27 protein-coding genes and 2 tRNA genes are annotated in these 26,448 nt (G+C 69.1%); 6 read left to right on the top strand and 23 right to left on the bottom strand.

Going from position 1 to position 26,448, the window contains the following annotated elements:
* The 8 genes from AB0O24_RS18635 to AB0O24_RS18670 form a co-directional block, all read right to left on the bottom strand.
* On the bottom strand, window positions 1-859 hold an 859-nt coding region (locus AB0O24_RS18635; RefSeq protein WP_363376945.1), incomplete at its 3' end, for a DUF222 domain-containing protein.
* 609 nt (window positions 860-1,468) lie between these two features.
* Complete coding sequence (locus tag AB0O24_RS18640) at window positions 1,469-1,606, bottom strand: hypothetical protein (RefSeq protein ID WP_275799589.1); 138 nt, start codon at window positions 1,604-1,606, stop codon at window positions 1,469-1,471.
* 172 nt (window positions 1,607-1,778) lie between these two features.
* Window positions 1,779-3,047, bottom strand: a complete 1,269-nt coding sequence (gene clpX, locus AB0O24_RS18645) for an ATP-dependent Clp protease ATP-binding subunit ClpX (RefSeq protein ID WP_275799591.1) — start codon at window positions 3,045-3,047, stop codon at window positions 1,779-1,781.
* A gap of 168 nt (window positions 3,048-3,215) precedes the next feature.
* Window positions 3,216-3,878: an ATP-dependent Clp protease proteolytic subunit gene (locus AB0O24_RS18650; protein WP_058596255.1), complete on the bottom strand. Its 663-nt coding sequence runs from the start codon at window positions 3,876-3,878 to the stop codon at window positions 3,216-3,218.
* Window positions 3,879-3,901: 23 nt separating this feature from the next.
* Window positions 3,902-4,486, bottom strand: a complete 585-nt coding sequence (locus tag AB0O24_RS18655; RefSeq protein ID WP_013586418.1) for an ATP-dependent Clp protease proteolytic subunit — start codon at window positions 4,484-4,486, stop codon at window positions 3,902-3,904.
* Window positions 4,487-4,564: 78 nt separating this feature from the next.
* Window positions 4,565-5,053: a tetratricopeptide repeat protein gene (locus AB0O24_RS18660; RefSeq protein WP_307386155.1), complete on the bottom strand. Its 489-nt coding sequence runs from the start codon at window positions 5,051-5,053 to the stop codon at window positions 4,565-4,567.
* Between the two features lie 180 nt (window positions 5,054-5,233).
* Entirely contained in the window at window positions 5,234-6,763 is a 1,530-nt protein-coding gene (gene tig, locus AB0O24_RS18665; protein ID WP_363376948.1) for a trigger factor, read from the bottom strand.
* A 72-nt stretch (window positions 6,764-6,835) separates the two neighbouring features.
* Window positions 6,836-6,909: transfer RNA gene (locus tag AB0O24_RS18670), tRNA-Pro, on the bottom strand.
* A gap of 190 nt (window positions 6,910-7,099) precedes the next feature.
* Here AB0O24_RS18670 and AB0O24_RS18675 point away from each other — a divergent pair.
* A tRNA-Gly gene (locus AB0O24_RS18675) sits at window positions 7,100-7,173 on the top strand.
* Between the two features lie 2 nt (window positions 7,174-7,175).
* Here AB0O24_RS18675 and AB0O24_RS18680 read toward each other — a convergent pair.
* From AB0O24_RS18680 to AB0O24_RS18695, 4 genes are all read right to left on the bottom strand, one after another.
* Window positions 7,176-7,739, bottom strand: a complete 564-nt coding sequence (locus tag AB0O24_RS18680) for a hypothetical protein (RefSeq protein WP_363376950.1) — start codon at window positions 7,737-7,739, stop codon at window positions 7,176-7,178.
* Between the two features lie 64 nt (window positions 7,740-7,803).
* Window positions 7,804-8,154: an SdpI family protein gene (locus AB0O24_RS18685; protein WP_363376952.1), complete on the bottom strand. Its 351-nt coding sequence runs from the start codon at window positions 8,152-8,154 to the stop codon at window positions 7,804-7,806.
* 100 nt (window positions 8,155-8,254) lie between these two features.
* A complete protein-coding gene (locus tag AB0O24_RS18690) occupies window positions 8,255-8,815 on the bottom strand; it encodes a gamma carbonic anhydrase family protein (RefSeq protein WP_363376954.1) in 561 nt (186 codons plus the stop codon).
* Window positions 8,812-9,531 (bottom strand): prolyl oligopeptidase family serine peptidase, encoded by a 720-nt coding sequence (locus AB0O24_RS18695; protein ID WP_275798670.1) that lies wholly within the window; start codon window positions 9,529-9,531, stop codon window positions 8,812-8,814. The genes AB0O24_RS18690 and AB0O24_RS18695 overlap by 4 nt, the downstream gene beginning before the upstream one ends.
* A 168-nt stretch (window positions 9,532-9,699) precedes the next feature.
* Here AB0O24_RS18695 and AB0O24_RS18700 point away from each other — a divergent pair, with 168 nt between their 5' ends.
* Entirely contained in the window at window positions 9,700-10,185 is a 486-nt protein-coding gene (locus AB0O24_RS18700; protein ID WP_058596062.1) for a DNA starvation/stationary phase protection protein, read from the top strand.
* A 65-nt stretch (window positions 10,186-10,250) separates the two neighbouring features.
* Here the strand turns inward: AB0O24_RS18700 and AB0O24_RS18705 are convergent, their stop codons facing one another.
* The 5 genes from AB0O24_RS18705 to AB0O24_RS18725 form a co-directional block, all read right to left on the bottom strand.
* On the bottom strand, window positions 10,251-11,744 hold the full coding sequence (locus AB0O24_RS18705; RefSeq protein WP_275800622.1) for an amidohydrolase family protein: 1,494 nt from the start codon (window positions 11,742-11,744) through the stop codon (window positions 10,251-10,253).
* Window positions 11,741-12,364, bottom strand: coding sequence for an FMN-binding negative transcriptional regulator (locus AB0O24_RS18710; RefSeq protein ID WP_275800620.1), 624 nt, complete (start codon window positions 12,362-12,364; stop codon window positions 11,741-11,743). Before AB0O24_RS18710 ends, AB0O24_RS18705 begins: the two co-directional genes overlap by 4 nt.
* Window positions 12,365-12,518: 154 nt before the next feature.
* Complete coding sequence (locus AB0O24_RS18715; protein ID WP_275800618.1) at window positions 12,519-13,511, bottom strand: DNA-formamidopyrimidine glycosylase family protein; 993 nt, start codon at window positions 13,509-13,511, stop codon at window positions 12,519-12,521.
* Window positions 13,511-14,053 (bottom strand): ribose-5-phosphate isomerase, encoded by a 543-nt coding sequence (locus AB0O24_RS18720; protein ID WP_275800617.1) that lies wholly within the window; start codon window positions 14,051-14,053, stop codon window positions 13,511-13,513. Before AB0O24_RS18720 ends, AB0O24_RS18715 begins: the two co-directional genes overlap by 1 nt.
* 89 nt (window positions 14,054-14,142) lie before the next feature.
* Entirely contained in the window at window positions 14,143-15,330 is a 1,188-nt protein-coding gene (locus tag AB0O24_RS18725; protein WP_275800615.1) for a ferrochelatase, read from the bottom strand.
* A gap of 148 nt (window positions 15,331-15,478) precedes the next feature.
* Here AB0O24_RS18725 and pepN point away from each other — a divergent pair, with 148 nt between their 5' ends.
* The 3 genes from pepN (at window position 15,479) to AB0O24_RS18740 (ending at window position 19,824) form a co-directional block, all read left to right on the top strand.
* Entirely contained in the window at window positions 15,479-18,028 is a 2,550-nt protein-coding gene (gene pepN / locus AB0O24_RS18730; RefSeq protein ID WP_275800613.1) for an aminopeptidase N, read from the top strand.
* A 96-nt stretch (window positions 18,029-18,124) separates the two neighbouring features.
* Window positions 18,125-19,378 carry a mechanosensitive ion channel domain-containing protein gene (locus AB0O24_RS18735; RefSeq protein WP_363376958.1) on the top strand — a complete coding sequence of 418 codons (1,254 nt, stop codon included), beginning with the start codon at window positions 18,125-18,127 and terminating at the stop codon, window positions 19,376-19,378.
* Complete coding sequence (locus tag AB0O24_RS18740) at window positions 19,375-19,824, top strand: globin (RefSeq protein WP_275800610.1); 450 nt, start codon at window positions 19,375-19,377, stop codon at window positions 19,822-19,824. The genes AB0O24_RS18735 and AB0O24_RS18740 overlap by 4 nt, the downstream gene beginning before the upstream one ends.
* Before the next feature lie 98 nt (window positions 19,825-19,922).
* On the opposite strand, the gene AB0O24_RS18745 is transcribed toward AB0O24_RS18740, so the two are convergent.
* Together AB0O24_RS18745 and AB0O24_RS18750 are read right to left on the bottom strand one after the other, a co-directional pair.
* A complete protein-coding gene (locus tag AB0O24_RS18745; protein WP_363376961.1) occupies window positions 19,923-20,762 on the bottom strand; it encodes a cation-transporting ATPase in 840 nt (279 codons plus the stop codon).
* A 171-nt stretch (window positions 20,763-20,933) separates the two neighbouring features.
* On the bottom strand, window positions 20,934-21,602 hold the full coding sequence (locus AB0O24_RS18750; protein WP_363376963.1) for a hypothetical protein: 669 nt from the start codon (window positions 21,600-21,602) through the stop codon (window positions 20,934-20,936).
* 53 nt (window positions 21,603-21,655) lie between these two features.
* Between AB0O24_RS18750 and AB0O24_RS18755 the strand changes: the two genes are divergently transcribed.
* Window positions 21,656-22,525, top strand: a complete 870-nt coding sequence (locus tag AB0O24_RS18755; protein ID WP_363376965.1) for an acyl-CoA thioesterase II — start codon at window positions 21,656-21,658, stop codon at window positions 22,523-22,525.
* Between the two features lie 41 nt (window positions 22,526-22,566).
* Here the strand turns inward: AB0O24_RS18755 and AB0O24_RS18760 are convergent, their stop codons facing one another.
* The 4 genes from AB0O24_RS18760 to ssb all read right to left on the bottom strand — a co-directional run bounded on the left by AB0O24_RS18760 (window position 22,567) and on the right by ssb (window position 26,178).
* The gene (locus tag AB0O24_RS18760) at window positions 22,567-23,112 is read right to left on the bottom strand and encodes a thioesterase family protein (RefSeq protein ID WP_275800602.1); all 546 of its coding nucleotides are present in this window, start codon (window positions 23,110-23,112) and stop codon (window positions 22,567-22,569) included.
* Window positions 23,105-24,784: an energy-dependent translational throttle protein EttA gene (gene ettA / locus AB0O24_RS18765; RefSeq protein ID WP_058596072.1), complete on the bottom strand. Its 1,680-nt coding sequence runs from the start codon at window positions 24,782-24,784 to the stop codon at window positions 23,105-23,107. The genes AB0O24_RS18760 and ettA overlap by 8 nt, the downstream gene beginning before the upstream one ends.
* A gap of 180 nt (window positions 24,785-24,964) precedes the next feature.
* Window positions 24,965-25,459 carry a hypothetical protein gene (locus tag AB0O24_RS18770; protein ID WP_275800600.1) on the bottom strand — a complete coding sequence of 165 codons (495 nt, stop codon included), beginning with the start codon at window positions 25,457-25,459 and terminating at the stop codon, window positions 24,965-24,967.
* Window positions 25,460-25,659: 200 nt separating this feature from the next.
* A complete protein-coding gene (ssb, locus tag AB0O24_RS18775; protein ID WP_275800598.1) occupies window positions 25,660-26,178 on the bottom strand; it encodes a single-stranded DNA-binding protein in 519 nt (172 codons plus the stop codon).
* Window positions 26,179-26,448 lie beyond the last annotated feature (270 nt).

Here is a 26,448-nt window from a genome sequence, read left to right on the forward strand (position 1 = left end):
CGGTGTTCTCGTGCTGCGGGTCGAGCATGGTCAGCGCGGGCACGACGACCTGGACACGGCCGCGGATCGCGCCGAGGGTGCCGGGGCCGTCATCGGCGCGGGTGGGGTCGGCGTCGGGGGCGGCGGTGAGAAGGAGGTCGGCGAGGATGTCGGCGCGTACCTGCGCGGTGGTGCGCTCATCCGTGGCCGACGTCGGAGTATCGCCGCGCGAGTCGATCAGCGTGCGGGCCTGCTGCGTGAGGCGGTCGTAGATGCCGACGGCGAGGATCGTGGGGAGGGTCGCGATCAGGTCGGACATCCCGTCTCGCCCCGTGATGACCCTTACGCAGCGGGTGTCGCGGCCCCGCTGGTGGCGTTCGGTGATCGTCGTGGGTTGCAGGCTCTCGGCGAGCGCTGCCAGGCGGGTGCGCAACCGCCCCGGGCTGAGCCCGTCGGCGGCGGCGACTGCGAGGGTGTCGAACTCGGCGCGGACCTCGGTGGGCAGGGGCGCGCCGATGTCGAGGATTGTGTGCACGTGGGCGCGGGTGATCGCGCCCTGCTCCCACGCCGAGAGGGTGATGGGGTAGTCGTCGACGAGGGTCATGGCGCGGTTGATCTGCGTCTGCAGGGACCGGTCGGAGACGTGCTCGGCCGCCGCGATCTCCGACGCAACCTCGCGCAATGCCATCTCCGCGGCCCGCGAGGACGAGGGCCTTTCGGCCATCACATCCCGCGCGAGATGCCCCGCCTCCGCTAGGGCGCGGGTGCGCGCCACCTCCGCGGCGGCGACCGCGGCGCCCGTGCGGAGCACCTCGCCGAGCACCGCGGACAGGGCTCGCGGCCCGCCTTCCGGTGGTGTCGATGAGGCGTCGGTATGCATGTGTGCATGCTAGCGAGGGGGTCCGACATCGACGGGGGCTCGGGAGCCCCGGTGGGGATGGATCCGGATATTGCTCCGATGTGCAGAAGGGATCCCCGGGCGACGGTGTGCGCTGCGCGGGTGGCGGGCGAGGGATCGCCGGCATCGGGTGGCGGGAGCGGGGCCGTCGGGGTGGGCTGTCCGCGTTGGGGGTGGTCGGCGTCGATGGCCGCGCCCGCCGAACTGCCGCGGCATCCATAAACGCTGTTGGCGCGCAGAAACGCGGGGAGAGCGCGTTTATGTGAGCGGACGGCGTTTATCGGTGAGGTGGAGGGGCGTGAGAGCTCCCCCGATACGCCCTAGCGCCAGCCGAGCACCTCGCGCACGAAGGACTGCGAAGCCGGAGCTCCGTCATTCGGAATGCCGTGCATCGGCTCGCGCGACACCACCTCGCGGATGCCTCGACGCGGTCCAGAGCCGCCTTCAGCAGCGGAGCCGCGTCATTCGACGACGTCCAGCCTCGGACGCTCACGTGCGCGAAGATCACCACCTCCGAGCCCTGCTCGTGAGGACGCGCACTGGCGACGACCACCGTCGACGTGGCGTGCCGCCAGAGGCCCGGCACCACCGTCAGACCCGCACCACCGTCAGAAGCGTGTCCGACAGCATGGCATCCACGAATCCGGTGTTCCACGACGGATCCGGGTGGCCGATGCGCACGTCCTGAGCGATCCACTCCGAATCGCGCTCCCGGAGCGCCCAGGCCACACGCGATCGTCCCCGAGGTCGAAACGCTCCGCGCGCAGGGCGTCGAGCGCGAGGGACAGTGCAACCTCCGGCGTCTCGCGAAGAACAAGTCGTGCACCGCGCGCGATCCCGCCGACGGTGAACGGTCGCACGCACAGCGAAGCACCGCGGCCGCGCCAGGCCCCCACGCGCGTCAGGCGCTGCGGCGCTTCTGTGCCAGGACGATCGTCGGCTGCGCACCGTCTTCGACAGCCGCCCGCGTGATGACGACCTTCGCGATGTCGTCGGACGAAGGCACATCGAACATGATCGGCCCCAGGACGTCTTCGAGGATCGCGCGCAGGCCGCGCGCGCCGGTCTTCCGGGCGACAGCGAGGTCGGCGATCGCGCGAAGCGCGTCTTCGTCGAACTCCAGCTGCACCCCATCGAGCTCGAACATGCGCTGATACTGCTTGACGAGCGCATTGCGGGGAGCCGTGAGGATCTCCATCAGCGCGTCCTGATCGAGCGGCGAGACGGATGCCACGACGGGCAGGCGACCGATGAACTCGGGGATCAGACCGAACTTGTGCAGGTCTTCGGGCAGCGCCTCGCTGAACAGGTCGGGCGCATCTTCTTTGCGCTGCAGAGGAGCACCGAAGCCCACGCCGTGCTTGCCGACGCGCGCGGAGATGATCTCCTCGAGGCCCGCGAAGGCCCCGGCGACGATGAACAACACGTTGGTCGTGTCGATCTGGATGAACTCCTGGTGGGGGTGCTTCCGACCGCCCTGCGGGGGGACCGACGCCACGGTGCCCTCGAGGATCTTCAGGAGGGCCTGCTGGACGCCCTCCCCCGACACGTCGCGCGTAATCGAGGGGTTCTCGGCCTTGCGCGCGATCTTGTCGACCTCGTCGATGTAGATGATGCCCGTCTCGGCGCGCTTCACATCGAAGTCGGCTGCCTGCAGGAGCTTGAGCAGGATGTTCTCGACGTCTTCGCCGACGTACCCGGCCTCGGTCAGGGCAGTGGCATCCGCGACCGCGAAGGGCACGTTGAGACGCTTGGCGAGCGTCTGCGCGAGGTAGGTCTTACCGCAGCCGGTCGGCCCGAGCAGCAGGATGTTGCTCTTGGCGATGTCGATCTCTTCGGCGCGGGCCTCGGCCGGCTGCAGGGTCCCGTGCGCCCGGACGCGCTTGTAGTGGTTGTAGACGGCGACGGCGAGGGCGCGTTTCGCGGGCTCCTGCCCGACGACGTACTCCTCGAGGAACGAAAAGATCTCGCGAGGCTTGGGCAGGTCGAACTCGGCGACCTCGCCCGCAGAAGACTCGGCCATGCGCTCTTCGATGATCTCGTTGCAGAGCTCGACGCATTCATCGCAGATGTACACACCGGGACCGGCGATCAGCTGCTGCACCTGCTTCTGGCTCTTTCCGCAGAAGGAGCATTTGAACAGATCGGCGCTTTCTCCGATGCGTGCCATGCCTGTTCCTCCTCGTCACCCGGCGCCCTCACGCCTGTGTGCCACGAGCCTAACCCGTGCCCGAGCGAACAGAGGGCATTTGCGCGCACGGGGCCGGTGTGATCCTCGCAAGACGACGCCCCGCAGACCGAAACGGGTCTGCGGGGCGTCGAAGCGACGCGGGAGGCGTCAGGCGGTGAGTGCCGCCGGCTGACGCTTGCGCGTGGTCAGCACCTGGTCGACGATGCCGTACTCCATCGCCTCCTGGGCCGAGAGGATCTTGTCGCGATCGATGTCCTTGTTGACCTTCGCCGCGTCCTGACCCGTGTGGCGGGCCATGGTCTCTTCGAGCCAGGTGCGCATGCGCAGGATCTCGGCGGCCTGGATCTCGATGTCCGACGCCTGTCCGTGACCGGCCTCGCCCATCGCGGGCTGGTGGATCAGGATGCGGGCGTTGGGCAGGGCGAGACGCTTGCCGGGCGCGCCGGCGGCGAGCAGGACGGATGCCGCGGACGCGGCCTGTCCGAGCACGACCGTCTGGATCTGCGGCGAGACGTACTGCATCGTGTCGTAGATCGCCGTCATGGCCGTGAACGAGCCACCGGGCGAGTTGATGTACATGATGATGTCGCGGTCGGGGTCCTGCGACTCGAGAACGAGCAGCTGGGCCATGACGTCGTCGGCCGAGGCATCGTCGACCTGGACGCCCAGGAAGATGACGCGGTCCTCGAACAGCTTGTTGTACGGGTCCTGGCGCTTGTAGCCGTACGCCGTTCGCTCCTCGAACTGAGGAAGGACGTAGCGGCTCGAAGGCATGTGCGCCGCAGCGCCGCCGAAGGTGGGGATGTTCATATCGGTGTCCTTTTCCTCTCGACTCAGGCCGCGGTTCCGCCGCCGCCGGTGACGTCGGTGGCGTGTTCGCGCATGTGGTCGACGAAGCCGTACTCGAGGGCTTCCTGAGCGGTGAACCAGCGGTCGCGGTCACCGTCGGCGTTGATCTGCTCGACGCTCTTGCCGGTCTGCGAGGCGGTGATCTCGGCGAGGCGGCGCTTCATGTCGAGGATCAGCTGCGCCTGCGTCTGGATGTCGCTCGACGTTCCGCCGAACCCGCCGTGGGGCTGGTGGAGCAGCACACGGGCGTTGGGCGTGATGTAGCGCTTGCCCTTGGTGCCGCTCGTGAGCAGCAGCTGCCCCATCGAGGCCGCCATGCCGATACCGACGGTGACGATGTCGTTCGGCACGAACTGCATCGTGTCGTAGATCGCCATACCGGCCGTGATCGAGCCGCCGGGCGAGTTGATGTAGAGGTAGATGTCCTTCTGCGGGTCTTCTGCGGCGAGCAGGAGGATCTTCGCGCAGATCTCGTTGGCGTTCTCGTCACGCACCTCCGAACCGAGCCAGATGATGCGGTCCTTCAGCAGCCTGTCGAAGACGCTCGTTGCCATAAGGGGTTCGGGCATTTGTGCTCCTCTTCCGGTGATCTGCAACGAATCTACCGGCGCGTTCCGGGGCGGGATGCCGTGTTCGCCGCGGGCGGATCAGACGCGGTCGTCGGCGATTTCTCGCGCGTATCCGGTCACCGACCGGGTATAGCGCGGAAGGTGCGGGGCGAGGGCTTGGAGGGCGATGGATGCCGCCCGCTCGGGCTCGCCGCTCGACACCAGCGCGAGCGCGTAGAACGCCGCAGCCGCGTCGTGCAGGGGTCCGCGCGGTTCGCGCTCGTACTCCGCGCGCAGCATCGCGAGGGCTTCGGCGGTCTTGCCCAGGTTGCGGATGGTGCTGGCGAGCTGGATCGTCGCGCGCGTGCGGCGCTCGTCGTCGAGACCGAGCGCGAGGGCACGGCGGTAGAGGGCCTCCGCTTCGGCCTCGACGCCGGCGGAGTCGCGTGCACCCGCTCGCTCGAACAGGGCTACCGCGTCGTCCTCCGGCCGTTCGCTCGAGAGCGCGTCGATCCGCTCGATCACGTCACCGGGCGTGAGGGTCTCGTCCGCCCAGACGGCGTCCACTCGGTTCTGCCAGTCGTTCATGATGGGCCCGATCCTTCTCTGTGCGGTGCCCGCCGAGTGTCCAAGACACGCCGTTTCCCCACCGGGCATTGCGGCGTGTCTTGGACACTCGACGGTTCTGTTCGGGTGCGCGTTTCGGTAGCGCGGTCCCGGGAACGCGAAAGGGGGCGGATGCCATGGCATCCGCCCCCTCGTCACGACTCACTCGCTGTCCGCGGCCTTCTTCTTCGCGGGGGCGCGCTTCTTGGCCGGAGCCTTCTCGGGCGCTTCCTCGGCCGGGGCCTCGTCAGCGGCGGGCGCGTCGGCGGCCTTCTTCTTCGCGGGGGCGCGCTTCTTGGCCGGAGCCTTGGCGGGGGCCTCTTCGGCGTCGATGACGGCGTCGGCATCGGCCGCGGCATCCGCGATCTCCTGCGCCTCTTCGACGACCTCGTCCTCCGCGGCGGCCTCTTCGCCCTCAACCGCGACGAAGCCGGTGAGATCGACGGGCTTGCCGTTGGTGTCGACGACGGTGACCTTGCCCAGCGCGATCGCGAGCGCCTTGTTACGCGCGACCTCGCCGACGAGCGCGGGGAGCTGGTTGCCCTGCTGCAGCGCGTTCACGAAGTCCTGCGGCGCCATGTTGTACTGCGCGGCCGACTGGATGAGGTACTGGGTCAGCTCGTCCTGCGACACCTGCACGTCGGCGTCTTCCGCGATCTTGTCGAGCACCATCTGCGTGCGGAACTGCTTCTCGCTCGCCTCGGTGACCTCGGCGCGGTGGACGTCGTCCTCGAGACGGTTCTCGCCCTCGAGGTGGTTGTGCACCTCATCCTCGATGAGCTGCGGCGGGACCGGGATCTCGACGGCCTCGAGCAGCGCGTCGATGAACTTGTCGCGCGCGGCGGAGCCCTGCGTGAAGACGGCCTGCTGCGACACGCGCTCGCTGAGCGACTCACGGAGCTCGGCGATGGTGTCGAACTCGGATGCCATCTGCGCGAAGTCGTCGTCGGCTTCGGGGAGCTCGCGCTCCTTGACAGCCGTGATCTTGACCGAGACCTCGGCCTCGTCGCCGGCGTGGTCGCCGCCGACGAGCTTCGAGCGGAACGTGGTCTCTTCGTCGGCGGTGAGCGAGTCGATGGCCTCGTCGATGCCCTCGAGAAGCTCGCCGGAGCCGACCTCGTACGACACGCCCTCGGCGCGGTCGATCTCGGCGCCGTCGATCGTGGCGACGAGGTCGAGCTCGACGAAGTCGCCCTTCGCGGCGGGACGGTCGACCGTCACGAGCGTGCCGAAGCGCGCGCGCAGGCGGTCGAGTTCGGCGTCGATCCCCGCTTCGTCGGCCTCGACGGCGTCGACGGTCACGGTGATGCTGTCGTAAGCGGGAAGGTCGAACTCGGGGCGGACGTCAACCTCGACGTCGACGACCAGGTCACCCGAGAAGTCCTTGAGATCGGGGAGCTCGACGATCTCGGCGTTGGGGCGGCCGATGACACGCAGCTCCTGCGCCTCGACGGCCTCGCGGTAGAACCCGTCGAGACCCTCGTTGACGGCGTGCTCGATGACGGCGCCACGGCCCATGCGCTGGTCGATGATCGGCGCGGGGACCTTGCCCTTGCGGAAGCCGGGGATCTGCACGTCGCGGGCGATGTGCTCGTACGCGTGCGCGATGCTCGGCTTGAGCTCGTCGGGCGAGACCGTGATGTGGAGCTTGACCCGGGTCGGGCTGAGCTTCTCGACGGTGCTGTTGACCATGCGGTGTGTTCTCCTTGTGTGGCCCGCGCGCACGCGGGGGCCGGCTAGGCCTGTGGTCTGGGGGCCGTCACGTCGGGGCGACAGGATTTGAACCTGCGGCCTCCCGCTCCCAAAGCGGGCGCTCTACCAAGCTGAGCTACGCCCCGGGGCGACGCGCAGCGCGCGTTCGACGAAACGACCCCTGAGAGTCTAGACGATCAGGTCGCGGGGGCTGTCGCCCCCGGCATCCGGAGTTTCCCGCCGACAGGGGCGGCACGGAACGACTCGGGAACGACGCGGTGTTCATGGCACGTCCGCTCGTGAAGTAGAGTGGAGGACGCTGCGGTTCGCCGCCGCGGGGATGTAGCTCAATGGTAGAGCCTCAGTCTTCCAAACTGATGGTGCGGGTTCGATTCCCGTCATCCCCTCCACATCACCGGCCGTCCCACGTGCCGGGCCCCCAGACAGCGAGAAGCTGTCGGATCGTGGCCTCGTACTGAACGCGGTCGAACGTCAGGTCGATCCGATCGAAGGTCTCGAATGTCGGTGACTCCGAGAATTCGGTCTCGTAACCCAGCTGTCGCCAGCGCACCGTGGATTCGTCGAACTCGATGTGCGCGGTGACTGCCGGGCAACCGAGGTCCTGGCACTGAGGGCAGTACAGGACGGCGGTTCGTCCCGTGTCGTAACGGACCCGGCTGTCTCTGGTTTCGTGCTGATCCTCGAGAAGGGCGAGGAGGCTCGCAGACGCCCACGGGTGCCCCTCCTCCCCCGCGAGCACCCGCGTACGTTCGTCGGGAACCCGCCCCGACGGAAGGCGCAGCAGCGAACGAAGACGGCGCCCGTCGATCGTCCAGTCCAGGAATTCGACCGAGGCCCCGGCCTGACGAACCCGTCCACCCGACCGGCTGGTCAGATCCCGCGAGTAGTCCTCCGCGGTCGCCCACTCCGTGCCCAGCGACACCGTCCCGCTCGATTCCTGGTCGATGGCATCCACACCGCAAAAGTACCGGCGTCACGCCACGGCGCAGCTCCCCGCGCCGTCACCCCTCCAGGCTTGGTCACGGCTCCTGGGCCACCTGTCCCGCAGCTTTGTTGGCCGCGGCCGCGGCGATGATCATCCACAGCACGATCCACGCGCACCCTGCCATGGCGGCGTAGATCGCGAACTCTTCTCCCGCGAACACCGCGGCGGCCGCCGCGACGATCAGCCCGATGCCACCGACCGAGAACGCTGTCGCGGCGGCGGCATGTCCGATGGTCCAGGCCTCCTCGGAGCGCACGGTCGTCGACGTGCGCACTCCGATCCAGAAGTTCAGCGGCAGTGTCCGTCGGGAGGCGCGGTACGCGGTCCAGAGGACCAGGAGGCCTGCGGCGAGAAGCGGGAGGGCGGTGCTGATGGCGATGATCATGGATCTCCTGTCTGCGGGCGAAGCTCCCAGCCTGCCCGGCGTTAGGAGCACGCTTCAACCGACGCGCCGGATTCGCCGGTGTCGCCCTCACGAGCGCTCGTCAGTCCTCCCACTCGATCCGTTCCTCGACGGTTCGCGCGTCGGCATGCCGCGCCGCGTGCCCGAGGTACGTCTCCGCGTTGCGCCGGATCTTCTCTCGCTCCTCCTCGGTCAGGGCTCGCCGCACCTTCGCGGGGACGCCGGCGACCAGCGACCCGGCCGGAATCACCATCCCCTCCAGCACCACCGCTCCCCCGGCGACGAGGCATCCCGGCCCGATCTCGGCACCCGAGAGGATCACGCTCCCCATCCCGATGAGGGAGCCGTCGCCGATCGTGCAGCCGTGGACGACCGCGTTGTGCCCGATCGACACGTCAGCTCCGATCCTGACCGGGCGTCCGCTGTCGACGTGGATCGAAACGTTGTCCTGCACGTTCGACCGCGCCCCAACGACGATCGCGGCGCCGTCCCCGCGCAAGACGGCGTCGTACCAGACGCTCGCCCCTGGCCCCAGGACGACATCCCCGATCACTCGAGCGCCGGACGCCACGAAAGCGTCGTCGCTGATGTCGGGTGTCGCGTCGGGGAGCGCGAGGATCGAAGCATCCGGGGCGATGGTCATGAAGCTTCCTTTCGTCGGTCGTGCCGTCGGCTGCGCACCCAGCCCTCGATGGCCGGCCAGTGGGGCCCCGCCGGGTCGATGAGCAGCATGTGGTCGAGGTGCGCGTACTCGAAGAGGTCGACGGGAGCGTCGGTCTCGCGGGCGCGTTGCGCGAAATCGCGACCGTGGCTCACGGGAACGCGGTCGTCGTCGGCGCCGTGCACGACGAGTGTCGGCACCCGCGAGGGCCGAGGGGCCGCGGCGTCGTAAGCGGCGGGTCTCTCCGAGGGGGACGTCCCCATGAGCTCGGCGACCGCGTCGGAGCCGATACGGGCGGCGTACCCTCCGACGAGATCGGTCACCGGGGCCAGCGCCACGATGAGCTCGGCCTCGTCAGCGCACACCAGGGCGAGGTGGCCGCCGGCCGAATGTCCGACCACCACGCGAACGGCGTCGGGAAAGATCTGGCGGGCACGCCGCAGCGCTGTACGCACATCGCTCTGCATGGCGACGATGTCGCGCTCGCGTCGGTACTCGATGTTCATCGCGGCCACGCCACCCTCGCCGCGGGCGATGCGCTCGACGAGCGGCTCCATCAGCTCAGCCGTGTAACGCGGGCGCCAGTACCCTCCGTGGACGAAGCAGAAGACGAGCTCAGCGGAGGCGTCGCCGACGATCCGTACCCATTGGTCGGGATGATCTCCGTACGCCTCGGTGCGCGGGGTGTTGTGCGGCATGTGCCGATCCTCACACGAGCGCGTCGACGGGCGCAGACGACGCGACGAGTGAGGTGAGGATTGCCTATTCATCAGGTATTTAGCCGAGCCTCAACTTGCTTGCGGAATGCTCCTGCGTGAGTAGCGTTACATCCATCAGACTTCGTTCGCTGCGAGAAGGAGCAGAAAATGAGCACCGTTCAGACCCCCGCCGCCACCACCGTCGACCCCACGATGGCCGCCGGCACCGCCCAGTTCCTCTCCCCCGTCGTCATCGGCCTCGAGGCCCTCGTCGTCAACGGCAAGCAGGCGCACTGGCACGTCCGCGGCTCGAACTTCATCGGCGTGCACGAGCTCCTCGACTCCGTCGTCGCACACGCGCAGGACTGGGCCGACCTGGCCGCTGAGCGCATCGTCGCCCTGGGGCTCCCGATCGACTCCCGCCTGTCGACCGTTGCGGCCAAGGCGAAGGCCACCGAGGTTCCCGCCGGCTTCGCGCCGTCGGACGTCGTGATCCGCGCCGTCATCGCCGACATCGACGCCGTTCTGGTCGACATCGAGGCGGCGATCGAGGGCCTCGACGAGATCGACATGTCGAGCCAGGACGTCGCGATCGAGATCAAGCGCGGCCTCGACAAGGACCGCTGGTTCCTCTTCGCGCACCTCGCCGCGTAGGACCTCTCTCACGAAGGGGGCGATGCTTCCGCATCGCCCCCTTCGTCGTTCGTGCGCGGCGGGACTCAGGCGCCGTGGGTGACGCGGCCCGCGAGGAGCGTTGCGCGAACCGGCATCGAACGAAGGCCTCTTTCGTCGGCGGTGAGGGGGTCGGCTCCCACGACGACGAGGTCGGCCAGGGCCCCGGGCGCGATCTCGGCCGGTGCGGTCGACCCGCCGACGGTGGATGCCGCGATCGCCGTCTCGATGCTCACTCGCTCGTGAGGTTGCCAGGCATCGCGGCCGTCCCGCGTGCGGAACACCGCCGACGCCATGGCCGCCCACGGGTCGAGAGGGGCGACCGGCGCGTCCGATCCGAAGCGCAGGTTGGCTCCGCTGTCGGCCAGCGCCCGCAGGGGGTAGGGCTGCGCGGACTGCTCGGCCCAGATGGCATCCGTCATGTCGCGGTCATCGAGCGCGTGCTCGGGCTGCACGCTCGCGGCGACCCCGAGCCGCGCGAAGCGTGGAATGTCGCTGTGCGCGACGAGCTGGGCGTGCTCGATGGTGCCCACCGCGCCCGTCAGGGCGTAGGCGTCGAGCGCGTGCGCGTTCGCGATGTCGCCGATCGCGTGGATGGCGCACTCGAGACCCGCCGCCGTCGCCCTGGTCATCATCTCGACCAGTTCGTCGGGCGCGATCGTCAGCAGGCCGTGGTTGTCGACCTCGCCGGGGTAGTGATGAGCGCAGGCCGCCGTCCTCGTCCCCAGCGAACCGTCGGTGATGGCCTTCAACGGTCCCACGCGCACGAGATCGTGGGTCGCCCCGCGCACGCTGTCGCCCGTGCGCAGGCCCTCGGCGATCGCGCGGTCGAGGTGCTGCGGGTACGTGCCGTACGAGATGCGCAGGGTGTCGAATCCCCCGGCGACGCGCCTCTGCCACGGCTCGTCGTTCCAGGTCATGTCGAGGTCGACGAGGCCGACGATCCCCCGGGCGGCGGCTGCGTTCGCCATCCGCTCGACCGAACGATCGGCGATTCCGGGCTCCACCGCGTTCAGACGGCGTGAGATCTCGAACGCGTCCTCTTCGCGAAGAATCCCGGATGCCACGGGCTCGAAGCCCTCGCGCCGGAAGGCTGCGGAGTTCATCCAGACGCTGTGGACGTCGGCGTTGATGAGGTAGGTCGGAACCTCGCCGGTCGTGGCATCCAGCATCCGGAGGTTCGGGACATCGGGCCAGAGCCCGTCGCGGAATCCGGAGCCGATTCGGCGGCCGTCGCTCTCGGGAGCGAGTCCCATGATCGCGGCGGCGTCGCGGGCCGAGGCGACCTCGCCGAGCGGCACGCGGTCGGCGGCCAGCGCCCACTGGAGCACGTGGACGTGGTGATCCCACAGCCCGGGAAGGATCCATCCGCCCTCGCCGTCGAGGACCAGCCCCGTGGGCTTCAGGTTGCCGGTCGGCGCGATGTCGGCGATGAGACCGTTCTCGATGACGAGGTCGACGGGCTCGAGGGTCGGCAGCAGCTCGCGGCCCGAACCGGCGACGCGCACCGCGCGGACGAAGCCGACGCTCTCGCCGATCACGGTCGCACCCGAGCGGAGGCTGCGCGGCTCATCTCGGCCGCCAAGTCGGGGTTGTGCTCCGTGAGTCCCGCGATGATCGTGTCGACGACCTCGGGAGCCTTGTTCTGGCTCAGCTTGCGCTTGGCGGTCACCCGCGTGGGCGTGAGCCGGAAGCCCACGGTGCCCTGCTCGAGACGCTCGACGAAAGCCACGTCGTTCGGGAGCGTGTACAGGCCGCGCGCCTCGTCTCCGGTCCCCTCGAACCGCTCGACCAGGCGCTCGAGAACGCGCAGGTTTTCAGCCGGGCTCAACAGCTCCGGGATGCCGGAGAGGTGCGCCGACACGAAGTTCCAGGTCGGCACCGCCGGGACGTCGCCGTACCACCTCGGCGTGATGTAGCCGTGCGGTCCCTGGACGACGACGAGCAGCTCCCTTTCGCCCAGGCCGAGGATCGCGTCGTCGGGCTTGCCCACGTGGCCGACGATCGTGAGGTCGTCGCGTTCGTCGTCGAGCATGACGGCGTAGTGCGAGGCGACGAGACCCTCGTCGCCCTGGCTGACGAGGGTAACCCACGGGTGAAGTTGGATGAGACGGCGGAGTTCGCCGACGTCGGTCATCGCGAAGCTCGGGTTCTGACGCACCTTTCCAGCCTAGATCGCCGGTCCCGGTGGCTTCGACAGGCTCAGCCACCTCCGCCGCGCGTCTCCGGCGATGCCCCAGGCATCGGGGCCGCCGCCCAGGTCCCCGAGCCCGTGGATCAGGTCCCTGAGCCTGTCGAAGGGACCGGAATCCCCGTCACGCCTGACACCGCGGACACCAGTACAGCTTGCGCCCGGCAGCTTCCTCCATCAGAACCGTCGTCCCGCACACGCGGCACGGCAGCCCGGCGCGGTGGTACACCCAGTGCCGGTCGTCGCGATGCGCCATCGCGCGACGGTACGCCTCGGGGTCGAGGTCGTCCATCGTCATCATCTGACCGGTCTCGACCCCGATCGAGAGGAGCCGCACCCAGTCGCGCCACATCTCGCGCACGACCTCCTCGGGCACGTCGCGCCCCGGCGTGTGCGGGTTCTGCCGCGCGCGGAAGAGGATCTCGGCACGGTAGACGTTGCCGATCCCGCTGACCACGGACTGGTCCATCAGCAGCAGACCGATCGCGGTCGGCTTCTTCTTCACCGTCGCGACGAAACGCTCCTCACCCTCGGCCACGTCGTCGACGAGCGGATCCGGTCCGAGCTTCGCGATGGTCGCGGCGACCTCGTCCGGGGACTGCAGGACGCACGCCGTCGGGCCGCGCAGGTCAGCGCACGTGGTGTCGGTGAGCAACCGCAGCCGCACCGCCCCCACCACCGGGGGCGGCCATTCGACCTGCTCCTCGAGCCCCGTGGTCTGCTCCGACATTCGCACACGTGCGCGCCGCGGAGCACCGATCGAGCTTAGGGAGTTCTCGCCCGCGGCATCCAGGATCGGGTCCTCATCGAGAACGGTGCCGCGCTGGTTCGTGTGCCCCATGCGACCGTTGGCCGAGGCGATGGTCGCGTCGACGGCGATCTCGCCCGAGAAGTCCCAGGCGCCGTACATCCCGAGGTGCACGCGCAGCCACACGTCGCCGTCGAAGGCCAGGAACATCTGCTTGCCGACCGCGCGCACGTCGATCGCCTCGCGCCCGTCGATCACCGACGCGCCCTCGGCGAATCGCCCTTGCGGACTGGATGCCGACACGGTGCGGCCGACGATGTTCCGCGCGAACTGCCGAGCGATGCGATGGACGGAATGCCCTTCGGGCATCAGCCTGCCTCGGGGTCGAACGAGTCGCCCGCCGCGAGGACGTCGGCCTGCGCGCGTCCTTCGCGGGGGTCGGGCAGCAGGATGCCGTCCTGCTCGTACGCCGCGAGCTGCGCGATGCGACGGGCGTGGCGCTCCTCGCCCGAGAACGGGGTGGCGATGAAGCGGTCGATGAACGAGGACGCTTCTTCGAACGTGTGCTGACGGGCACCGATCGCGATCACGTTCGCGTCGTTGTGTTCGCGAGCGAGCTCCGCCGTCGCAATGCTCCACACCAGCGCCGCGCGCACCCCGAGGACTTTGTTGGCCGCGATCTGCTCGCCGTTGCCCGATCCGCCGAACACGACGCCGAGCGCTTCGACACCGTCGGCCTGATCGCGCACGACGGCCTGCGCGGCCCGGATGCAGAACGCGGGGTAGTCGTCGAGCGGGTCGTACTCGATCGGACCGTGGTCGACGACCTCGTGCCCCTGCGCGGCGAGGTGGTGCTGGATCTGGGTCGAGAATTCGAGACCGGCGTGGTCGGTGCCGAGGTGGATTCGCATGCGCTCATCCTATTGAGGGCCGACGACATTGGCGCCGGACATGACGACGCCGCCGCTCCCCGGGGAGAACGGCGGCATCGGAGGAATCGTCAGGGACGCAGACCCGCGGCGACGGGCTTGAACCCCGCGCGGATGTTCTCGCAGCACCCCGGCCGGCACACGTCGTACCAGGGACCGAGATCCGTCAGATGCGGACGCTCGGCCTTCGGGGTGCCCTTGAGGCGTTCCTCGACGAGGTCGATCAGGCCCGACACATACGCGGGGTCGATCCCCGGAGTGGGCGTGCGCACCGCGCGGATGCCGGCTTCCTCGGCGGCCTCCATCGCCTCGGTGTCGAGGTCCCAGAGCACCTCCATGTGGTCGCTCACGAAGCCGAGAGGCACGATCACGACGGCCTCCACCCCGCGGCCGGGAAGCTCCGCGATCACGTCGTTGACGTCGGGCTCGAGCCACGGCTGCGTCGGCGGGCCGGAGCGCGACTGGTAGACGAGTTCCCACTCGACGTCGGCGACGGCCGCGGCCACCTCGGCCATGACGAACGCCGCGACGGCCTTGTGTTGGGCCTCGTACGCACCGCCCTCGCCGAAGTCCACGTCGCGCGGGCCGGAACGCTGCGCGTCGGCGGTGGGGATCGAGTGGGTCGAGAAGAGGACGCGGATCTTCTCGGGGGCGATGCCGTCCGCCGTGAACTCGGACACGGCGGCCTTCACGCCCTCGACGAAGGTCGAGACGAAGCCCGGGTGGTCGAAGAACTGGCGGACCTTGTCGATGGTCACCGTCTCGCCGAGACCGGTGGCCTCGAGCACGCGGGCGTAATCCTCGCGGTACTGGCGGCAGCTCGAGAACGAGCTGTAGGCGCTCGTCGCGATGGCGAGAAGAGTGGTGTCGCCGGCCTCAGCGGCCTCGGTCACGGCCTCTTCGAGGTACGGCGCCCAGTTGCGGTTGCCCCAATAGACGGGGAGGGCCAAGCCGCGCCTCGCGATCTCCGCCTCGAGCGCAGCCTTCAGCTCGCGATTGTGCTGGTTGATGGGACTCACGCCGCCGAAGTGGCGGTAGTGGTGGGCGACCTCTTCGAGGCGCTCATCGGGGATGCCGCGCCCGCGCGTGACATTGCGCAGGAAGGGAATGACGTCGTCCTGGCCCTCCGGTCCGCCGAAGCCGGCGAGGAGGATACCGTCGTACGCCACGGGGGTCTCGACCCACTTGGGTCCGGACGCCGCGGCGGGCGACGCGTAGAGGACGGTCTCAGGGTTGGTGTCCGTGTCGGTCGTGCTCACCGTGACATCCTCCCACCTGCTCGACGGGGCAGGATGCGGGTTATCTCGTGACTAGGCTTATCTGGTTGTCATCGTCGCCGACGGCGTTCGTCGTCATCCGCGTGAGCGCTTTCTGCGACGATCCACCCTCATCCCAGGGAGTACGCCAGTGCCAGGAGAGAACCTCACCCGCATCGAAGCACAGGAGCGTCGCGCGATCGTCGACACGCGCGCCTACGACGTGCAGCTCGACCTCACCCGCGGCGACGAGGTCTTCTCCTCGCGCACCGTGGTCACCTTCGCCGCCACCGAGGGCGCATCGACGTTCATCGACCTCATCGCGCGAACGGTCCACTCCGTCACGCTGAACGGTCGCACCCTCGATCCCGCCGTCGTGTTCGCCGACTCGCGCATCGCGCTCGACGACCTGGCATCCGAGAACGAGCTCGTCGTCGAGGCCGATTGCGAGTACACGAACACGGGTGAGGGTCTGCACCGCTTCGTCGACCCCGTCGATGGCGAGGTCTACCTCTATTCGCAGTTCGAGGTGCCCGACTCCCGCCGCATGTACACGGTGTTCGAGCAGCCCGATCTGAAGGCCGAGTTCACGTTCTCGGTCACGGCGCCCGCGCGTTGGAAGGTCGTCTCGAACTCCCCCACCCCCGAGCCGGTGGCCGTCTCCGACGACGTTGCCCGCTGGGACTTCCCCGCGACGCCGCGCATCTCGTCGTACATCACCGCGCTCGTCGCCGGCCCCTACGAGGCGACCTACAGCGAGCTGACGAGTGCCGACGGCCGCGTCATCCCCCTCGGCGTCTTCGCGCGCAAGAGCCTCTGGCAGTACCTGGATGCCGACTACGTCTTCGAGAAGACCCGTCAGGGCTTCGCCTACTTCGAGGAGAAGTTCGGCTTCCCCTACCCCTTCGCCAAGTACGACCAGCTGTTCGTGCCCGAGTTCAACGCGGGCGCGATGGAGAACGCCGGTGCGGTGACGTTCACCGAGACCTACGTCTTCCGGAGCAAGGTGACGGATGCCGTGAAGGAGCGCCGCGTCGTCACGATCCTGCACGAGCTCGCCCACATGTGGTTCGGCGACCTCGTCACGATGAAGTGGTGGAACGACCTCTGGTTGAACGAGTCGTTCGCCGAGTGGGCGTCGACCATCGCGACGGCCGAGGCCACCGAGTGGGAGGCCGCCTGGACGACCTTCAACGCGATGGAGAAGACCTGGGCCTACCGCCAGGACCAGCTGCCGTCGACCCACCCCGTCGTCGCCGAGATCAACGACCTCGAGGACGTGCAGGTCAACTTCGACGGCATCACGTACGCGAAGGGTGGATCGGTGCTCAAGCAGCTCGCCGCCTGGGTCGGCATCGAGCAGTTCTTCGCCGGTGTCGCCGCGTACTTCCAGAAGCACCAGTGGTCGAACACCGAGGTGGGCGATCTTCTTGTCGAGCTCGAGGCCACCAGCGGTCGCGACCTCGGCGACTGGGCGAAGAAGTGGCTCGAGACCGCGGGCGTCAACACCCTCACCCCGCTCATCGAGGAAGGCGCGGACGGCACCGTCTCGCGCTTCGCGATCGTGCAGACCGCCCCCGCCGACTACCCCACCATCCGTCCCCACCGCCTGGGCGTCGGCTTCTACTCGTTGAACGATGCCGACGCCCTCAAGCGGGTGCACCACGTCGAGATCGATGTCGACGGCGACCGCACCGAGGTGCCCGAACTGCGCGGCATCCGTCGTCCCGACCTCGTCCTGCTGAACGACAACGACCTCGCCTACGCGAAGATCCGCCTCGACGAGCGGTCGCTCGCCACGGCCATCGCACACCTCAAGGACATCTCCGACCCCCTGGCGCGCTCGCTCGTCTGGGGCGCCGCGTGGGATCAGACTCGGGATGCCGAGGCCTCGGCGACCGACTACCTCGACCTCGTGCTGCGCAACATCGGCTCCGAGACCGAGTCGACCACCGTCCGCACGACGCTGGCCCAGCTGCAGCTCGCGGCGAACTCGTACGTCGCGCCCGAGAAGCGAGAGGCGTCGCGCGAGCGCGTCGCCGACGGTCTGTGGCAGCTCGCGCAAGCGGCTGAGGCCGGAAGCGACAGCCAGCTGCAGTTCGTCACGGCGTTCGCGTCGGCGGCATCCACTCCCGCGCACGCCGAGACCGTGAAAGCCCTGCGCGACGGGGAGATCACGCTCGAGGGTCTGACCATCGACACCGATCTGTCGTGGCAGCTGCTCGTGTCGCTCGCCTCGGCGGGCGCCGTCACCGCGGCCGAAATCGATGAGGCGCGCGCCGCCGACAACACGGCGAAGGGCGGAGAGTTCGCGGCGATGGCCAAGGCGTCGCTGCCGTCGCACGAGGCGAAGCAGGAGGCGTGGGACTCGCTCATCGAACGCACCGACGCTCCCAACACGATCGTGCGCTCCACCGCTGCGGGCTTCACCAACCCGGCGACCGTCGAAGTCCTGGCCGACTTCGTCGAGCCCTACTTCGCGATGCTGCTGCCGATCTGGGAGTCGCGTAGCTACCAGATCGCGCAGTACCTCATCGTGGGTCTGTATCCCGCCGCTCTCGCGAGCGCGGCTCTGCGCGACGCCACGCGTGGCTGGCTCGCCGAGCACGAGGACGCCGCGCCGGCGCTCCGCCGACTGGTGAGCGAGAACCTCGCCGGAGTGGAGCGCGCCCTGGCCGTTCAGGAGCACGACGCGGTGTAACGTCCGCCCTCAGCTCGGATGCCTCCGCCCCTTCGGGAGCGGGGGCATCCGTCGTTTCCAGGCCGCGCTGAGGAGCCGCTCGTTACGATGGGAGGGATGTCACTTCTCGCCGAAGTCCCCGAACCGTCCCCCACGCCGACCCCTTCTCCGTCGGTCGATCCGAGCAACCTGACGAGCCTCGACACCTGGACCTGGATCGGCGGCCAGCTGCTCGGGTTCGGAGGCGTGCTGCTGCGGATCCTGGCCATCATCGTCGGGATCGCCGTCGCCGCCTGGCTTCTGCGCGTGGTCATCCGACGCGTCGTCGACCGCATCGTCAACGGAGCGAAGAGCAAGGCCCGGGTCGACGACACGCAGGCGCTCGACAGATCGCCGCTGAGCGCCGTCCGGCTCGTCCAGCGCACGCGAACCCTCGGCACGATCCTCCAGAACATCGTCAACGTGATCCTGGTCGTCGTCGCCCTGGTGTGGATCGCCACCATCGTGGCTCCCGACGCCCTGGCATCCCTCACGCTGTTGACGGCCGCCGTCGGCGCCGGGCTCGGTTTCGGCGCACAGAACATCGTCAAGGACGTGCTCAACGGCATCTTCATCGTCGCCGAAGACCAGATCGGCATCGGCGACGTCGTCGACCTCGGCCTCGCGACCGGGATCGTGGAGTTCGTGAGCGTGCGCATCACCCACGTCCGCGACGTGAACGGCACCCTCTGGTACGTCCGCAACGGCGAGATCACGCGCATCGGCAACATGTCGCAGGGGTGGTCGCGCGTCATCATCGACCTCGCCGTTCCAACGGACGCCGATCTGGACGATGTCGAGACAGCGATGCTCACCGCTGCGAAGGCCATGGCGAAGGAGCCGAAGTGGCGCTCGCGCATCATCGAGCAGCCCGAGATCTGGGGGCTGGAGTCGATCAGTGGCGACGCCCTCGTCATCCGGCTCGTCATGAAGACCCGATCGAGTGCGAAAGACGACGTGGCCCGTGAGCTGCGCGCCCGGCTGAAGCGCGCGATCGACGCGATGGGGATCGCACTGCCGCAGCTCAACTCGATCATGCTCACCGGGCCCGAGGGCGCGCAGAGCGTTCGGGGCGCGCACCCGCCGAAGACCAAGGAGACGCAGGTGGCTCCCGGCGCGGAGCGGCCGCGGTGGCGCCCCCGCGGTCGGAAGCTCGAGGTGTCCGAGACGGTCGAGGACCACACGTCCGACGCGCCTCCCCGGGTCAAGAAGAAGAAGGCCGTGCGGGACGACACCCCGACGGCCGTCGTGAACCTGCCGGACGCGCCGGGCGTCGACCAGCCCAAGCCGACCCCGCCCGCTGTCCGGGCTGACGAGAAGGACACCCCGTGAGCGAGCCGGTCAGCTTCTACGACCAGGTCGGGGGGATGGACACCTTCCGCCGCCTGGTCGATGCGTTCTATCGCGGTGTCGCCACCGACGAGGTGCTCAAGCCGATGTACCCCGAGGAAGACCTCGGGCCCGCGGCCGAACGTCTCACGCTCTTCCTCGCCCAGTACTGGGGCGGCCCGACGACCTATGGCGCGACGCGCGGACACCCGCGCCTGCGCATGCGGCACATGCCGTTCCACGTCGACCCCGACGCGCGCGATCGATGGTTGCGACACATGCGTGCCGCGGTGGACGAGATCGCCCTCCCACCCGCGTTCGAGGCGCCCCTCTGGGACTACCTCGAGCGTGCCGCGTATGCGATGGTCAACACCTTCGAGGCGCGGGGCATCGGGCCTCAGCAGGGCGGTCGACCCGACACCGGGCTCCCCCTCCGCGCTGCAGACTGAGCGCGTCACCTGCCCTCTCCTGCGCGGCCGTCCCGTGCGGATCACCCACTCCGCGCGCCGCCTGAGCCTGCGCGCGCGGTGCGGGTGAGCGAACGGCGTCAGAGAATGTCGTCGAGGCCGGGAAGCTGGAAGCCCGACAGCTGCTCACCGAACCCGTTCACGGCGTCCTGAGCGCCACCCGCCCACTCGCCGATCCCGGATCCCTCGGCGAGCGAGGCGAGGTCGACACCGGATGCCAGCGCCTCGACGTCGACGCCCTCCGCGAGCCCCGCGAAGTCGACGCCCATCTGTCCCGCCTGAGCGAGCAGGGGCGCAGCGACGGCACTGACGACAGCGCCGCCGGCGACGGCCGCCAGCAGTCCTCCTGCGCCCACGACGCCGGCCCCGACGAGTCCTCCACGACCGGCCTTGGCCAGGAGGCCCGCCATCCGTCCCGGCCGGGTCGCCTCGGTCCGAGTCGCCGTGCGCGCGAGATCGTCCGGGGCGTCGGAGCGAGGCCGCTCGTGCGGCGCGAGCTCGGCGTCCATCCGCGCCCGCACATGCGCACGCTGCGCCGGTGTCAGGCGGGCGAAGGCCTCGCGGTGCATCTGCTCGATCCGGTCGGGGTCGGCCGTGCGCAGCAAGTAGTCGTAGCGGGCGATCGCTGCGCGATCCTCGGCTGACAGCGCCTCAGCCGAGACTCCGGGGGAAGCGGGTCCAGGGTGCGCGCTGCCCCCGGAGGCAGCTGCGGCCGGAGGGGGTGCGTAGCGGCCCGGCGTGGCGGGCGCGGGCGTCGCGGGCGCATCTCCGCGCCGGTCGCCGGTGACGGCATCCGCGGCGGAGCGGACCATGTCGCGCCAATCGCGACCACCGGGGGCGGGACGCGAACCCGCGCCGGACGACGACGCCTTGTCGACGGCCTTCGACGCGAGATCGAACAGGCGGGAGAACGAGACCATGAGGGCACCTCTCGACGGGCAGCACACAGATGCGACGTCAAGGTCTCCTCCGCCGAAACCGGCCCGACGCACCCGGAGGCCAACGGTGACCTCGTGATGACGGATGCATCGCGACGGGAGTACTCCCCTTGCTGCTTCCACCCTAGGGACGCAGCCTTTGCGTTGCCTGAATCAGCTCCCGGTCGCGCGCACGGCGGTGAGTCCCGAACGCACCGGTCCGCGGACGAGAACGTGTCCCCTCGTCAGGGTCACGCGCGTCCACGCGCCGCTCGTGCGCACGGGCGCCTGCTCTTCTCCGGCGATGAACCCGAGCGCGAACGCGGCGAAGGCCGTACCGAGGGGCAGTCCCCCGAGCGCCTCGTCGGGCTGTCCCCATACCTGCGCGCGAACCGCCCGGACGACGTCCTCGCCGGCATCCGTGGGAAGGGAATCCGCGACGGCGGCGACCCCGTACTGGGCACGGGATGCCAGAACGGCGGCGTCGATGGCATCCGTCTGCTCCCATCCACTCCGCGGAGGCGAGATACCGGCCCAGGCCGGCGAGGTCGCCGTCTCGGGCAGAACGACGGCGGACGCGTCGTCCGGGGCCGGCAGCAGCGCGGATGCCTCGACGACGAGGTCGCACTCGAGCTCCGGATCGATCGCGGAGACGCGCATCCCGAGCACCGTCGGCGTCGCGTCGAACAAGCCGCGCGGCGCGAGCGGAGCCGCGGTCGTGGCAAGGACGCCGCCGGCGGCACGCAGACGGACCGTCCCGTCGCCGAGACGGATGGCCCGGGAGGCGAAGGTGAGCAGGTCGGCTGCCGCCTGCGGGTCGGGGAACAACAGGCGCGCGGACACCCGCCCTAAACTATCAAGCGGTGCGGGTACGCCGCGCCGGAACGGGAGTCAGCGTGACCGACGCCAACGATCCCGTGGCGTCCCTCCTCGCGGTGCTCGATCTCCGCGACGCCGGCGCCCGGACGACCGAGGACATCTTCACGGGTGTGTCGCAGCCGATGCCCACCGGTCGTGTCTACGGCGGACAGGTGCTCGCGCAGACGATCGTGGCCGCCTCTCGCACGCTCCCGCCCGAGCGGACGGTGCACTCGATGCACGGTTACTTCCTCCGGCCGGGCGACCCGACGGACGGCATCACGTTCTCGGTGGACCGTATCCACGACGGTCGGTCCTTCTCCACACGGCGGACGCAGGCGTTCCAGTCCGGTGTGCCGATCTTCTCGATGATCGCGTCGTTCCAAGACGACGACCCGGGACTCGAGCACTTCGAGCCGATGCCCGCGGGCATCCCGGCCCCTGAGGCCATCCCTGCTCTCGAGGTCGACGCGCTGCATCCGATCAGCCGACGCCTGCTGTCCGCCAGCCCCGTCGAAGTACGCCATGTGACATCGCCGCTGTACTCGTCCGCCGAGGGTCCGCACGTCCCGCGGCAGGCGGTGTGGATGAAGCTGCGCCGCCCCATCAGCGACGATCGCGCCGTTCACCGCGCTGCGCTGGCCTACCTCAGCGACCTCACCATCCAGGAGTCGATCATGCGCGCGCACGGCGTCGCGTGGAACACTCCCGGGCTGCGCGTCGCGAGCCTCGATCACGCGATGTGGTGGCACCGTCCAGGCCGTGTCGACGACTGGCTCCTGTACGTGGAGGAGTCGCCGAACGCGCGCGGCGGGCGCGGCCTCTCGACGGGGCGGATCTACACGCGCGACGGCATTCTCGTCGCGAGCGTCGCGCAAGAGGTCATGGTGCGGGTGCCCCGCGACTGATCCGGATGCCGAGACCTCGGCATCCGTTCGCTTCGTCGTGGTCAGCTGCGGCCGGACCGACGGCGATACTCGATGGGCGCGCCGACGTAGGGCGCCCACGCCGAGCGCTCGGTCTCGCTCCAGCGGATCGGTCGTCCGCTGGCGGTGTCGACGAGGACGACGACCGCCGTGGCACGCGCGTACAGGATCGGCTCGGCGTCGCCGACGGGGCTGTACACCTCGAAGCAGATGTCGGCGCTCGAGCCGCCCATCGCTCCGATCCACATGCGCACGTCCAGGGGACGCTGGCTGTACGGGACCGGGCGGAGGTATTCGATCTCTTGGCGCGCGATGAGCGTGGCGCGGTCGCCCCCGCTGTCGAGCACGTCCATGTCGAACACCGCGGTCGGAAGGGGTTCACCCTCACCGTCGCTGAACCAGAATGCCCGCAAACGCGCCTCTTCGAGGAGCTTGAGCATCGAGGTGTTGTTGACGTGGCCCAGCGCGTCCAGATCGCCCCAGCGCAGGTGGATGGGGACATGAACCCGCGAGGGCCCGGCGGATGCCGGACCCTCGTCGGGGGTCACCGAAGCGACGTCGTCAGTCACGCGTGAGCTTGCGGTAAGTCGAGCGCGAGGGGTTCGCGGCGTCGGCACCGAGGCGCTCGATCTTGTTCGCCTCGTAGGCCTCGAAGTTGCCCTCGAACCAGTGCCACTGGTCGGGGTGCTCCTCGGTGCCCTCGTAGGCGAGGATGTGCGTGGCGATGCGATCGAGGAACCACCGGTCGTGCGTGATGACCACGGCGCAGCCGGGGAACTCGAGCAGCGCGTTCTCGAGCGAGCTCAGCGTCTCGACGTCGAGGTCGTTGGTCGGCTCGTCGAGGAGGAGCAGGTTGCCACCCTCTTTGAGCGTGAGCGCGAGGTTCAGGCGGTTGCGCTCACCACCCGAGAGCACGCCGGCCTTCTTCTGCTGGTCGGGTCCCTTGAAGCCGAACTTCGAGACGTAGGCGCGCGAGGGGATCTCGGTCTTGCCGACGGTGATGATGTCGAGGCCGTCGGACACCACCTCCCACAGCGTCTTCTCGGGGTCGATGTTGGCGCGCGACTGGTCGACGTAGCTGATCTTGACCGTCTCGCCCATCTTCAGGGTGCCGCCGTCGAGGGGCTCGAGGCCGACGATGGTCTTGAAGAGCGTGGTCTTTCCGACACCGTTGGGGCCGATCACGCCGACGATGCCGTTCGGCGGCAGGTTGAAGCTGAGGTTGCTGATGAGCGACCGGTCACCGAACCGCTTCTCGAGCTTCTTGGCATCGATGACGATGCTACCCAGGCGCGGACCCGCGGGGATCTGGATCTCGTCGAAGTCCAACTTCCGGGTGCGCTCGGCCTCGGCCGCCATCTCCTCGTAGCGCGCCAGACGCGCCTTCGACTTGACCTGGCGCCCCTTCGCGTTGGAGCGGACCCACTCGAGCTCTTCCTTCAGGCGCTTTTGGAGCTTCGCGTCCTTCTTGCCCTGGACGTCGAGACGCTGTGCCTTCTTCTCGAGGTAGGTGGAGTAGTTGCCCTCGTAGGGGTAGAGGTGACCGCGGTCGACCTCGGCGATCCACTCCGCGACGTTGTCGAGGAAGTACCGGTCGTGGGTGATGGCGATGACGGCGCCCTTGTAGGCCTTCAGGTGCTGCTCGAGCCAGAGCACGCTCTCGGCGTCCAGGTGGTTGGTGGGCTCGTCGAGGAGGAGCAGGTCGGGCTTCTGCAGCAACAGCTTCGCGAGCGCGACGCGACGGCGCTCGCCACCCGAGAGGGGGACGACGCTCGCATCCGCCGGCGGCGTACGCAGGGCGTCCATCGCCTGCTCGAGCTGGGAGTCGAGGTCCCAGCCGTCGGCCGCGTCGATCTCTTCCTGCAGCGTGCCCATCTCGGCGAGCAGCGCGTCGAAATCGGCATCCGGGTCGGCCATGAGGGCCGAGATCTCGTTGAACCGGTCGAGCTTCGGCTTGATGGCCACGCCGTCCTGGATGTTCTCGAGGACGGTCTTGCTGTCGTCGAGTTCGGGCTCCTGCATGAGGATGCCGACCGTGAAGCCCGGGCTCAGCCGGGCCTCTCCGTTGGAGGGGGTGTCGAGACCGGCCATGATCTTCAGGATCGTGGACTTACCGGCACCGTTCGGCCCGACCATGCCGATCTTGGCACCGGGGAGGAACGACATCGTGACGTCGTCGAGGATCAGCTTGTCGCCCACGGCCTTGCGCGCGCGGACCATGGAGTAGATGTATTCCGCCATAACCTGACCAGTCTATGGCCCGCGGGAGCGGCGGCCGGGCTCCCGCGCGTCTACGGGGCGCACGGACATCTGGCGCCCGTGCCGTTGCTCGCCTCCCCGATGTCGATCAGCGCCCGCGGTGGAGAGAGCCGCGCGAGAGGGCGTGCACGGCAGTGCGACGCTTCTCGACGGGACGGCTCGTCACCAGTCGATGGGACGGGTCTGACCGATCAGACATCCCCCGGAGCTGAGTCCCGGAAGGACTGTGCTCACGGGAGCGCCGATCGACGGCCCAACCTGCCCGACGAGGCATTGGTCTCCCCACCTCACCGAGAACTCGATGCTCTCGGCGGGGTTTCCGATCGTCGACTCGTCTTGCGTCACCTGCATCGCGGCCTTGTCGAAGCCGCCCTGAACGAGCGCATCGATGTACGCGCGACCGGAAACCGGATTCGGCCCCCCCGCGACGCCCGCGACGATCTGCGAGAAGTAAGGGAGGTTGTCGACCGCTGAGCCGTTCGGCTCCAATGTCGGCGCGGGGGCGGCCGTCGGCGACGAGGCGGGCGCCGACGAGCCCACCGGCGCGGTCGTCGCCGGAACCGGAGCGGGCTCGGGCGATGCCCCGGTGCATCCGCTCAAGGCCAGGAGAGCGACGAGCGCTGCGGGAGCGAGAAGACGACCAGAGGGGCGAGACACGTGCTCGATTCTACGGACCTTCTCCGACCGCGCTTCCCACGCCCACGGCGGGCGCCCGTGATGCGCACCCCACGGCCAGCGCTCATGATCGGCGGTCCGGGGTGGGCGCCCCTGGTGGGCGCTCGGGCGGCCGCCCGGGCTGATCGCCCTGGGCCGCGCGCCCAGCTGCTCACGGCTCACGCCGCCTCGCGGCATTCTGGTCAAAAGGGCGTGGCGTCCGCGACTTCGATCGCGGTTCGTTCACGCTCGGCCGTTTCCTCACCCGGCGGTGGGGCGACAGGCTCGCTCGGAGCGGTCGGAGCCGCCCATTCATCGTTCGACGCCGCCGGCGTCTCGTCGGGCTCGGAACGCGCCGTTTCGCCGCGGGGCGTTCGCTGGAACTGCGTGGTCCCCCAGCGAAGGTCGTGTCCGACCGCATCCGCTGTCACGTCGGCGCTCACACCGCGCTTCGTCTCGTTCTCCCATTCGCGGAGGCGGAGTCGTCCCGAGACCACGACGCGCTCGCCCTTTCGGATCGACGCGAGCGCATTCCGTCCGAGTTCGCCGAACGCCGACACGGCGTAGTAGCTGGTGTGCCCGTCGATCCACTGTCCGCGCTCGCGATCGAATCGGCGCTCGCTTACGGCCAGGCGGAAGGCCGCGATGGAGTCGCCTCCGCGGGTCGCGCGTTCTTCGGGGTCGCCGACGATGTTGCCGACGAGGGTGATGTGGTCGCTCATGGTGAATTCCTTTCCTCGGGGTGTGCGCTCCGGCATCCGTGTGCCCGACGGATACCGGAGCGAGGCCAGATTGCCCGTCGCCGCGCGTGCGTCATGCCGGGGAAGACCGGTTTTGTGGACGATCCGCGCATTTCGCGTCGTGGGGGTGAGGAGTGGAGACCTTCGTCCGTCCCGATGATGCTCCTATGGGTTGTCAAGTGGTGAGGAGCCATTGGCGGTAGGTGTGGGTGAAGTCGTCGTCGCGGCGTTTGCCGCGTTCGATGGTGGAGA

This window comes from Microbacterium sp. NPDC086615 (assembly GCF_040686055.1).
GTDB lineage: Bacteria > Actinomycetota > Actinomycetes > Actinomycetales > Microbacteriaceae > Microbacterium.